An 11,463-nucleotide genomic window follows, 5' to 3' on the forward strand; every position below is an offset into this window, starting at 1 on the left:
CCAAACTTGATCAGGGCGCCGTCAGGTTTTCTGTTAGCAGGTTTTCTGTTAGCAGGTTGTCTGTTGGCAGGCTGTTGTTAGCCGATTTCTGTCAGCCGGGTCCCCAAATTCATGCGGGTCCCAAAATGGTCCAGCGAAGCCACAGTTGAATAAAGCGTTGAGCAATCAAGCGCCACCAACGAAGTCAATATCCTGTCCGGCCTGCAGGCGCACATAAGCTTTGCGCCAATCCGACCGACTGCCTTCGCGGCGTCCGAAGCGCTTGCGCTTGCCGTTGACGTTCAACACCTGAACACCCTCGACCTTGACATCGAACATCAACTCGACAGCGCGGCCAATTTCTTTCTTGGTCGCATCCGGCAGGACTTTGAACGCATATTGATTAGCCATGTCCGCCGCGCGGGTGGATTTCTCCGAAATAATTGGCGCGAGCAAAATACGATGCAGCCGTTCCAAATTCATTGCAGACGTCCCTCCAACTGGCGCACAGCCGCCTCGGTCATCACCACATGGGAAAAGGCGATCAGGCTGACCGGATCGACTTCGGCGGCGGTGATCACATCGACCTGATGCAGATTGCGCGACGCCAACAGCAGCGACTCATCGAAGCCTTCCACAACCAAGAGCACGTCACCGACACCGAGCTCGTCTAAGCGCGCGACCATTGCTTTGGTCTTGGGCTCCGGCAGCTTAAACTCAGCCACCACACTTAGGCGTTCTTGACGCGCAAGCTCTGACAGGATTGAACGCACAGCACCGCGGTACATCTTGCGATTGACTTTCTGCTCAAAGCTGCGCGGGCGCGCCGGGAAGGTCATGCCGCCGCCGCGCCACAGCGGGCTCCGGCTGGTGCCAGCGCGCGCCCGACCCGTGCCTTTCTGGCGATAGGGCTTGGCGCCGCCGCCCTGCACCTGGGCGCGATTTTTCTGTGCCTTGGTGCCTTGACGAGCGCCAGCCATGTAGGCGGTCACGACCTGATGCACTAGGTCGGGCTTGTAATCGACACCAAAGACTTGGTCCGATACCTCAAGCGCGCCAGTGCTGGTGCTGCCTGTGCGAGTGACAAGTTGCATAACCAAATCAGCCTTTGTTCTTATGTTTCACCGAGGGCAGAACCACCAGGCGACCACCGGCAGGTCCGGGGACACTGCCTTTGATCAGCAGCAGGCGACGGTCGGTATCGACGCGCACCACTTCGAGGTTCTGCTGACAGCGATTGACGTTACCCATCTGACCGGCCATGCGCTTGCCCTTAAATACCCGGCCCGGCGTCTGACACTGTCCGATGGAGCCAGGCGCGCGATGCGACAGCGAATTGCCATGGGTCGCGTCCTGACTGCGAAAATGGTGGCGCCGGATCGCGCCGGCAAAGCCCCGCCCCTTGGAAACACCACGCACGTCGACTTTCTGCCCGACCTCGAAGCGGTCGATGCTAATCTCGGTGCCAGCAGCCAAGTCCTCGCCTGGTTCTTCGTCCAAACGAAACTCGCGCAGCGCTGCAGCCGCCTCGACACCCGCCTTGGCGAAATGTCCGCCCATCGGCTTGGTCACCCGCGATGCCTTGCGCGCGCCAGCGCCAACCTGGATAGCGTTGTAGCCGTCGGTCTCCTGCCGCTTGACCTGCGTGATCTGGTTGCTATCCACCTCGATCACGGTCACTGGCAATGACTGACCGTCTTCGGTGAAGATACGCGTCATGCCCGCCTTGCGGCCAATCAATCCAATTGCCATCGAATTTTCCTCAGTTCCTCAACCCGTCGCTCGCATGTGCCTTTAGCGAATCTGCTCGCCTAGCGAATCTGTTTGTCTAAGTTAGGTCGCCTAAGTTAGCTCGCCTAACTGAGGCGAATCTGAACGTCGACACCAGCCGCCAAATCGAGCTTCATCAGCGCATCGACCGTCTTGTCGGTCGGATCGACGATATCCATCAGGCGCTTGTGCGTGCGCAGTTCGTACTGATCGCGCGCGTCCTTGTTGACGTGCGGTGAAATCAGCACGGTGTAGCGCTCGTGCTTCGACGGTAGCGGCACCGGGCCGCGCACCTGCGCTCCCGTGCGCTTTGCGGTCTCGACAATCTCGCGCGCTGACTGGTCGATCAGACGGTGATCGAAGGCCTTCAGGCGGATGCGAATGCGTTGGTTTGCCATATTTCTATTACTCGATGATCTTCGCGACCACGCCAGCGCCGACGGTGCGGCCGCCTTCGCGCACCGCGAAGCGCAGGCCGTCTTCCATGGCGATGGGGGCGATCAGCTTGATGACCATTTTGACGTTGTCACCGGGCATGACCATTTCGATGCCTTCGGGCAGTTCGCAGGCACCGGTCACATCAGTGGTGCGGAAGTAGAACTGCGGGCGGTAGCCGTTGAAGAAGGGGGTGTGACGTCCGCCCTCTTCTTTGCTCAGCACGTAGACTTCCGCCTCGAAGTGGGTGTGCGGGGTGATGCTGCCGGGCTTGGCCAACACTTGACCACGCTCGACGTCGTCGCGCTTGGTGCCGCGCAGTAGGGCGCCGATGTTGTCGCCGGCCTGACCTTGGTCGAGCAGTTTGCGGAACATCTCAACACCGGTGCAGATGGTCTTGACGGTGTCTTTGATGCCGACGATGGCGACTTCTTCGCCGACTTTGACGATGCCGCGCTCAACACGTCCGGTCACGACGGTGCCGCGACCGGAGATGGAGAAGACGTCTTCAATGGGCATCAGGAAGGCGCCGTCGATGGCACGCTCGGGCTCGGGGATGTAGCTGTCGAGGGCGTCGACGAGTTTGGCGATGCTTTGGGTGCCAATTTCGCTGTCGTCGCCTTCGAGCGCTTTGAGCGCGGAGCCGGTGATGATGGGGGTGTCGTCGCCGGGGAAGTCGTAGCTGTCGAGCAGTTCGCGCACTTCCATTTCAACGAGTTCGAGCAGTTCGGCGTCGTCGACCATGTCGGCTTTGTTGAGGTACACCACAATATAGGGCACGCCAACCTGACGCGAGAGTAGGATGTGCTCGCGGGTCTGGGGCATGGGGCCGTCGGCGGCGGATACGACCAGGATAGCGCCGTCCATCTGCGCCGCGCCGGTGATCATGTTCTTGACGTAGTCAGCATGGCCGGGGCAGTCGACGTGGGCGTAGTGACGGTTGTCGCTTTCGTATTCGACGTGGGCGGTGGCAATGGTGATGCCGCGCTCGCGCTCCTCGGGGGCGTTGTCGATCTGGTCGTAGGCGCGCGCTTCACCGCCGAATTTCTTCGCCTGGGTGACGGTAATGGCCGCTGTCAGGGTGGTCTTGCCATGGTCTACATGGCCAATGGTCCCCACGTTGACGTGCGGCTTCTTGCGTTCGAATTTTTCTTTGGACATGGCGATCTACCTTGAAAATCTCTGAATAGATGAAGCGAACCGGCGCTAACGATACTGACTGACAGTGGCCCTAAGGGGAGCGAGTCCTCACTGTTTCTTCGACTGTTTCGTCTACTGTTTCTTCGCTACCGCCTCGGCAATACTGGAAGGCACCTCGGCGTATTTGCTAAATTCCATGCTATAGGTCGCCCGTCCCTGCGTCGCCGAGCGCAGGTCGGTGGCATAGCCGAACATCGACGCCAGCGGCACCTCGGCACGAATGATCTTGCCGGAAGGCGCATCTTCCATGCCCTGGATCATGCCGCGACGGGAGTTCATGTCACCCATCACGTCACCCATGTTTTCCTCGGGTGTGACGATCTCGACCTTCATGATCGGCTCAAGCAATACCGGCTTGGCTTTGGCTGCGCCTTCCTTCAGCCCCATGGAGCCGGCGATCTTGAACGCCATTTCGCTCGAGTCGACTTCGTGGTATGAGCCGTCGTAAAGGGTGACCTTGATATCTACCATCGGGAAGCCGGCGAGGATGCCGTTGGTCATCGCCTCCTTCACCCCTTTATCGACCGCCGGGATGTACTCCTTGGGCACCGCGCCACCGACGATCGCGTTGACAAACTCGTATCCCGTGCCGGCTTCCTGCGGCTCAATGCGCAGATAGACATGACCGTACTGACCACGACCGCCTGATTGACGTGCGAACTTGGTCTCCTGCTCGACCGACTTGCGAATGGTTTCGCGGTAGCTAACCTGAGGCGCTCCAACATTGGCCTCGACGTTGAACTCGCGTTTCATGCGATCGACGATGATCTCGAGATGCAACTCGCCCATGCCGGAGATAATGGTTTGGCCAGATTCCTCGTCCGAGCGCACGCGGAAGGAGGGGTCTTCCTGCGCCAGCTTGGACAGCGCGACGCCCATCTTTTCCTGATCGGCCTTGCTCTTTGGCTCCACCGCGACCGAGATGACCGGCTCGGGGAATTCCATGCGCTCCAGGGTGATTGGCTTGTCGATCGCGCACAGGGTATCGCCTGTGGTGACATCCTTCAGGCCCACCGCAGCAGCGATGTCGCCCGCGCGCACTTCCTTGATCTCTTTACGGTCATTGGAGTGCATCTGCAGGATGCGACCCACTCGCTCCTTCTTGCTCTTGACTGGATTGAATACCGTATCACCGGAACTCAGCACGCCGGAGTAGACACGGAAAAACGTCAGAGTGCCAACATAGGGATCGGTCGCGATCTTGAATGCCAAGGCCGAAAAGGGCGCCTCGTCACGGGAAGCACGGGTTTCGGTTTCCTCATTGTCCAGCACGCCTTGAATCGCGGCGACGTCGCCCGGGGCGGGCATATAGTCGATCACCGCGTCCAGCATGGCCTGAACGCCTTTGTTCTTGAACGCCGAGCCGCACAGCACCGGCACCACCTCGTTGCTGATGGTGCGAGCGCGCAACCCGGCTTTAATCTCATCGATGGAAAGCTCGCCGTTTTCGAGATATTTTTCCATCATCTCGTCGTTGGCCTCGGCCGCGGCCTCCACCATATGCTCGCGCCACTCAGCACACTCATCAGCCATCTCGGCGGGAATGTCTTCCAGGGTGTAGGTCATCCCTTTATTGCTGTCATCCCACAGGATGGCCTTCATGCGCAGCAAGTCGACAACGCCGGTGAAGTTTTCCTCGGCGCCGATTGGCAACTGGACCGGCACGGCATTCGCTTTGAGACGATCCTTAAGCTGGCCGACTACGCGCAGGAAGTTGGCTCCCATGCGGTCCATTTTGTTGACAAAGGCCAGACGCGGAACGCCGTACTTGTCGGCCTGGCGCCAGACGGTTTCCGACTGAGGCTCCACACCGCCGACAGCACAGAATACAGCGCAAGCACCGTCGAGCACGCGCAAGGAGCGCTCCACCTCAATGGTAAAGTCGACGTGTCCCGGCGTATCGATAATGTTGATACGGTGCTCCGGGTACTGCTTGTCCATGCCTTGCCAGAAACAGGTGGTCGCCGCAGAGGTAATGGTGATACCGCGTTCCTGCTCCTGCTCCATCCAGTCCATGGTGGCGGCACCATCATGCACCTCACCGATCTTGTGCGAGAGACCGGTATAGAACAGGATGCGCTCGGTCGTAGTGGTCTTGCCGGCATCAATGTGGGCCATGATGCCGAGATTCCGATACCGATCTAATGGGGTGCTACGTGCCACGACTGTATCCGTCCTATGGGTCTCTTTGAGAGCGAGTCTTTAACGATGACCAGCGAAAAGGATGACTAGCGAATGATTACCAGCGGTAATGGGAGAAGGCCTTGTTGGCTTCCGCCATCCGATGGGTATCTTCTTTCTTCTTCACCGCGGTGCCACGCGCCTCGGCTGCGTCCATCAACTCTCCGGCAAGCCGCAGCGCCATCGACTTTTCCGAGCGTTTGCGCGAGGCATCAATCAACCAGCGCATCGCCAGCGTATTGCGCCGCGACGGGCGAACTTCGATCGGAACTTGATAGGTCGCACCACCGACGCGGCGCGATTTAACCTCGACGACCGGGCGCACATTTTCCATCGCCAGATCCAGCAGTTCGAGCGGCTCCCCACCCTTTTTTGAGGCAACCTGATCGAGCGCGCCGTAAAGAATGCGCTCGGCAACCGACTTTTTGCCGTCTTCCATCACCATGTTGATGAACTTGGCAAGCAACTCGCTACCGTGCTTGGGGTCCGGCAGGATCTGGCGGCGAGCAACAATGCGTCTTCTAGGCATGAGAAAATGACTCCGGATTCAAGGGCGCGGGCGCCGATCTGGTAGGCCGCGGGCTCTTTACTCTCGATTACAACTAAGCGCTCGATTATGACTTCACGCTTTGGCTTAACTCTTCGGCCGTTTGGCGCCGTACTTGGAACGACCCTGGCGGCGCTTCTCGACACCCGAGGTATCTAGGGTGCCGCGCACGGTATGGTAACGCACGCCGGGCAAGTCCTTGACGCGGCCGCCGCGAATCAACACCACCGAGTGCTCCTGCAGGTTATGCCCCTCGCCGCCGATGTAGGAAGCCACCTCAAAGCCATTGGTCAGGCGAACGCGCGCGACTTTACGCAGCGCGGAGTTGGGCTTCTTCGGCGTCGTGGTATAAACACGCGTGCAGACGCCACGCTTTTGCGGGCAGGCCTCAAGCGCCGGAACATTGCTCTTTGCAACCTTGCGCTTGCGCGGATTACGCACCAATTGATTGACGGTAGCCATGCAAAATCTTCTCCGATAAGCGCATCGATTCCGATGCCCCAGTTCCGATGCTCTAGCTCAGGGCGTCGAGGCAATTGTTGCCAAGACACTGTTGTTCCAAAGACACCGTGCAATTCAGTTCGCTGCGACAAAAGCGGCTCGCCGCCAGCACGCACTGAAGGTACCGACAGAGGGGCCTTTGACTGCTTGAAGATCCGACGCGGTGTCGAGCGCCTTAGAGATCGCGAGCAGGTATTGGATGCATCGGACTCTTGCTCATAACAGCGCCCAAAACTATAGGATTGAATCCATTTAGGATCAAACCCATATTAATGGAAGCGACCATTTGACGCTTAGTCTGATGCACTCCCTGCCGCGGATCACGAAGATCCAGTCGCTAAGATAGGCTAGCCGGTTGGTGTCGCTTTGCCGAGACCCTTGCCCGCTGTTGGCCCAGCGCGCGGGAAACGGAAATTCGACATTTAAGGCCAGCCGTCCGCGCCTTCTGGATTAGGTGCCGACGGGTTCGGGAAATAAGCAAGCCGGCATAAATGCCGGCCAACTAAGACGCGGAAGTATAAGATCAGACTTTCAGGCTGTCAAGACCCAGATTACCGTGCGATGACATGACCCGCCCGTGCTGAGTTCCGCCTACTCCCCAGCCGAGGCATTCAGTTCTTCCTTCAGCCGTTGTTCGAGCTCGTCGTTCACGCCCTCAGCGCGTTCCTCCTCACTCAAACCAGACATGTCGATGGCACGCTTGCGCCGCCGCTCGGTGTGATAGGCAAGCCCGGTACCGGCCGGAATCAGGCGACCGACGATGACGTTTTCCTTCAAGCCCGTCAGGCTGTCGTTTGAGCCGCGCACGGCGGCCTCGGTCAGCACGCGGGTGGTCTCCTGGAAGGAAGCAGCCGAGATGAAGGACTCAGTCGCAAGCGATGCCTTGGTGATGCCGAGCAACAGAGGCTCCCACAGCGCCGGATGCTTGCCCTCTTCCTCGACCCGGGCATTCTCCGCCGCCACGGTGGAATAGTCGACCTGCTCGCCGCGCAGCAGGCGGGTATCACCGGCATTGAGAATATTCACCTTGCGCAGCATCTGACGCACGATCACCTCGATGTGCTTGTCGTTAATGCGCACGCCCTGCAGGCGGTAGACGTCCTGGATTTCCTTAACCAGATATTCCGCCAGCGCGGTCACGCCTTTCAGGCGCAGGATGTCGTGTGAGTTCAGCTCACCTTCGGAGATAACCTCGCCCTTCTCGACGCGCTCGCCCTCGAACACATTGACATGGCGCCATTTGGGAATGAGCTCCTCAACCGTCTCGCCATCGTCTGTGGTGATGACCAGGCGCTGTTTGCCCTTAGTGTCCTTGCCGAAGCTGACGGTACCCGTCGCCTGGGCCATGAGCGCCTGATCCTTGGGCTTGCGCGCCTCGAACAGATCCGCCACCCGCGGCAGACCGCCTGTGATGTCGCGGGTCTTGGAGGACTCCTGCGGAATACGCGCAAGAATGTCGCCAACCGCGACATCCGCGCCGTCGGTTACGTTAACGATGGCTCCGGAAGGCAGATAGTAACGCGCGGGCAGATCGGTGCCAGCAATCTTCAGCTCCTCGCCGTTCTCGCCGAGCAGCATGACCATGGGCCGCAGATCCTTGCCGGCGGTCGGGCGCTGCTTGGGGTCGATAACAACCATTGAGGTCAGCCCGGTCTGCTCGTCGACCTGCGACTGCACGGTGTCGTCGTTGAAGTCTTCGAATCTCAAACGCCCGGCCACCTCGGTGACCACCGGGTGGGTATGGGGGTCCCATGTCGCCACCGTCTGACCGCCCTCAACCGCATCGCCATCATTGACGCGCACGGTCGCGCCATAGGGAATCTTGTAGCGTTCCTTCTCAAGCCCTTTGGCATCGAGCACTGTCAGCTCGCCAGAACGCGACACGGCCACCAGGTTGCCGCTGTGATGCTCGACTGTCTTGATGTTATGCAGGCGCACCGAACCGGATGACTTGACCTGCACCGCACTGACGGCTGCCGCGCGCGATGCGGCACCACCAATGTGGAAGGTACGCATGGTCAGCTGGGTGCCAGGCTCGCCGATCGACTGGGCAGCGATAACGCCCACCGCCTCACCCCGATTGACGCGGTGACCGCGGGCCAGATCGCGACCATAGCACTGAGCGCAGACACCAATGCGCGCCTCGCAGGTGATGGGCGAGCGCACCTGCACCTGATCGACGCCTTCGATCTCAAGCCGTTCAACCCAGCCTTCGTCAAGCAGAGTGCCAGACTCGCACAGCACATCGTCGCTGCCGGGCATGAGTACATCGGCCGCGGTCACACGCCCGAGAATGCGCTCGCGCAGCGGCTCGACCACATCACCGCCCTCAATGATGGGCGTCATGCTAAGGCCCTTCTCGGTGCCGCAGTCATCTTCGAGCACCACCATATCCTGGGCGACATCGACCAGACGCCGGGTCAGATAGCCGGAGTTAGCAGTCTTGAGCGCAGTATCGGCGAGACCCTTGCGCGCGCCATGGGTGGAGATGAAGTACTGAATGACGTTCAGCCCTTCGCGGAAGTTCGCGGTGATGGGCGTTTCGATGATGGAGCCGTCCGGCTTGGCCATCAGCCCGCGCATGCCGGCAAGCTGGCGGATCTGTGCCGCCGAGCCACGCGCTCCGGAGTCGGCCATCATGTAAATGGAATTAAAAGAATCCTGCTCGGTCTCGTTGCCCTCGGCATCCTTGACCTTGTCCTTACCGAGCTTGCGCATCATGGACTTGGCGACCTGCTCGTTGGTATGCGACCAGATGTCGACCACCTTGTTATAGCGCTCGCCGTTGGTGACCAGACCCGAGGCGTATTGATCCTCGATCTCCTTCACCTGTGTCTCGGCGGCCGCGAGGATTTCCGGCTTTTCATCCGGCACCTCCATGTCCTCAAGGCCGATGGACACACCGGCGCGGGTGGCCATGCGGAAGCCGAGGTACATGATCTGGTCAGCGAAGACGACAGTGTCCTTAAGCCCTAGCACGCGATAGCAACGGTTGATCAGGCGCGAGATTTGCTTCTTGCCGAGATTCTGGTTAACCAACTCGAAGGGCAGCCCCTCAGGCACGATCTCCCACACCAGCGCGCGGCCGACGGTGGTTTCCTGCACACTGATGATTTCTTTCGAGCTGCCGTCGACCTCGCGGTGGACCTCGCGAATGCGTACCTTCACCCGCGCATGCAGGTCTGCCATTCCGGTCTCATAGGCGCGTCTTGCCTCGACCAGCCCGGACAGGCACAGCCCCTCACCCTGAGCATTGATGCCCTCGCGGGTCATGTAATAGAGCCCGAGCACCACGTCCTGTGAGGGCACGATGATGGGCTCGCCATTGGCCGGCGAGAGAATGTTGTTCGACGCCATCATCAGCGCCCGTGCCTCAAGCTGCGCCTCAAGCGAGAGCGGCACATGCACGGCCATCTGGTCGCCGTCGAAGTCGGCATTAAACGCGGTACAGACCAGCGGATGGAGCTGAATCGCCTTGCCCTCGATCAGCACCGGCTCGAACGCCTGGATGCCCAAGCGGTGAAGGGTCGGCGCGCGGTTGAGCATGACCGGATGCTGGCGGATGACCTCTTCGAGGATGTCCCACACCTCCGGCGTGCCGCGCTCGACCATTTTTTTGGCGGCCTTGATGGTCGCGGCCAGACCGCGCAGCTGCAGCTTACTGAAGATAAAGGGCTTGAACAGCTCCAGCGCCATCAGCTTGGGCAGACCGCACTGATGCAGCTTAAGCGTCGGACCAACCACGATAACCGAGCGGCCGGAATAGTCGACGCGCTTGCCAAGCAGGTTCTGACGAAAACGTCCCTGTTTGCCCTTGATCATGTCCGCCAATGACTTGAGCGGGCGCTTGTTGGTGCCAGTGATGGCTCGCCCGCGCCGGCCGTTATCAAGCAGCGCGTCGACTGACTCCTGCAGCATGCGCTTTTCGTTGCGCACGATGATGTCCGGCGCGATCAGATCGAGCAGGCGCTTCAAGCGGTTGTTGCGGTTGATGACGCGGCGATAGAGATCGTTCAGATCAGAAGTCGCAAAGCGTCCGCCATCAAGCGGCACCAGCGGGCGCAGCTCCGGCGGCAACACCGGCAGCACGGTCAGAATCATCCACTCGGGACGATTGCCGGAGGCCTTGAGCGATTCGATCAGCTTCAGGCGCTTGGTCAGCTTCTTGATTTTGGTCTCGGAGTTGGTCGAGTCCATCTCCTCGCGCATGAGCTGCACCTCGGCATCGAGGTCGATGGTGCGCAGCAGTTCGTAGACGGCCTCGGCACCCATGCGCGCGTCAAACTCGTCACCGTTGGCCTCGAGTGCTTCCAGATACTGCTCATCGGTCAGCAGTTGGTGGCGCGTGAGCTCGGTCATGCCCGGGTCGATGACCACGAAGGACTCGAAGTAGAGCACCCGCTCGATGTCGCGCAGGGTCATATCGAGCAGCAGGCCAATGCGCGAGGGCAAGGACTTGAGGAACCAGATGTGCGCCGTCGGGCTGGCCAGGTCGATGTGCCCCATGCGCTCGCGCCGAACCTTGGCGAGCGTGACCTCGACGCCACACTTCTCGCACACCACGCCGCGGTGTTTCAGGCGCTTATACTTACCGCACAGGCACTCATAGTCGCTGACCGGCCCGAAGATCTTGGCGCAGAACAGCCCCTCGCGCTCGGGTTTGAAGGTCCGGTAGTTGATGGTCTCGGGCTTCTTGACCTCGCCGTAGGACCAGGAGCGGATCATGTCGGGCGACGCCAGACCGATCTTGATCGCGTCGAACTCCAGTGCCTGCCCCTGCTGCTTGATGATTCTCAGTAGATCTTTCAAGACCTTACCTCCTGAATGCGTAAATCCGGTGGCTATCGGGG

General features: G+C 60.0%; 9 protein-coding genes. All 9 read right to left on the reverse strand.

The annotated features are described in order from the left end of the window. Positions 1–165: 165 nt before the first annotated feature. Positions 166–462 (reverse strand): 50S ribosomal protein L23, encoded by a 297-nt coding sequence (rplW, locus tag Thiosp_RS16865; RefSeq protein WP_201064615.1) that lies wholly within the window; start codon positions 460–462, stop codon positions 166–168. After that, on the reverse strand, positions 459–1,073 hold the full coding sequence (gene rplD / locus Thiosp_RS16870) for a 50S ribosomal protein L4 (protein ID WP_201064612.1): 615 nt from the start codon (positions 1,071–1,073) through the stop codon (positions 459–461). The genes rplW and rplD overlap by 4 nt, the downstream gene beginning before the upstream one ends. Positions 1,074–1,080: 7 nt before the next feature. Next, on the reverse strand, positions 1,081–1,731 hold the full coding sequence (gene rplC / locus Thiosp_RS16875; RefSeq protein WP_201064608.1) for a 50S ribosomal protein L3: 651 nt from the start codon (positions 1,729–1,731) through the stop codon (positions 1,081–1,083). Positions 1,732–1,835: 104 nt separating this feature from the next. Beyond that, entirely contained in the window at positions 1,836–2,147 is a 312-nt protein-coding gene (gene rpsJ / locus Thiosp_RS16880) for a 30S ribosomal protein S10 (protein ID WP_200281722.1), read from the reverse strand. A gap of 7 nt (positions 2,148–2,154) precedes the next feature. Further along, on the reverse strand, positions 2,155–3,345 hold the full coding sequence (gene tuf / locus Thiosp_RS16885; RefSeq protein ID WP_201064603.1) for an elongation factor Tu: 1,191 nt from the start codon (positions 3,343–3,345) through the stop codon (positions 2,155–2,157). 111 nt (positions 3,346–3,456) lie between these two features. Next, positions 3,457–5,547 (reverse strand): elongation factor G, encoded by a 2,091-nt coding sequence (gene fusA / locus Thiosp_RS16890; protein WP_201064600.1) that lies wholly within the window; start codon positions 5,545–5,547, stop codon positions 3,457–3,459. A gap of 76 nt (positions 5,548–5,623) precedes the next feature. Next, the gene (gene rpsG / locus Thiosp_RS16895; protein WP_201064597.1) at positions 5,624–6,094 is read right to left on the reverse strand and encodes a 30S ribosomal protein S7; all 471 of its coding nucleotides are present in this window, start codon (positions 6,092–6,094) and stop codon (positions 5,624–5,626) included. 105 nt (positions 6,095–6,199) lie between these two features. Beyond that, positions 6,200–6,574 carry a 30S ribosomal protein S12 gene (gene rpsL / locus Thiosp_RS16900; RefSeq protein ID WP_201064594.1) on the reverse strand — a complete coding sequence of 125 codons (375 nt, stop codon included), beginning with the start codon at positions 6,572–6,574 and terminating at the stop codon, positions 6,200–6,202. Positions 6,575–7,204: 630 nt separating this feature from the next. Next, positions 7,205–11,422, reverse strand: coding sequence for a DNA-directed RNA polymerase subunit beta' (gene rpoC, locus Thiosp_RS16905; protein ID WP_201064585.1), 4,218 nt, complete (start codon positions 11,420–11,422; stop codon positions 7,205–7,207). Positions 11,423–11,463: the final 41 nt, after the last annotated feature.

It is taken from the genome of Thiorhodovibrio litoralis, from assembly GCF_033954455.1.
Classification (GTDB): Bacteria; Pseudomonadota; Gammaproteobacteria; order Chromatiales; family Chromatiaceae; genus Thiorhodovibrio; species Thiorhodovibrio litoralis.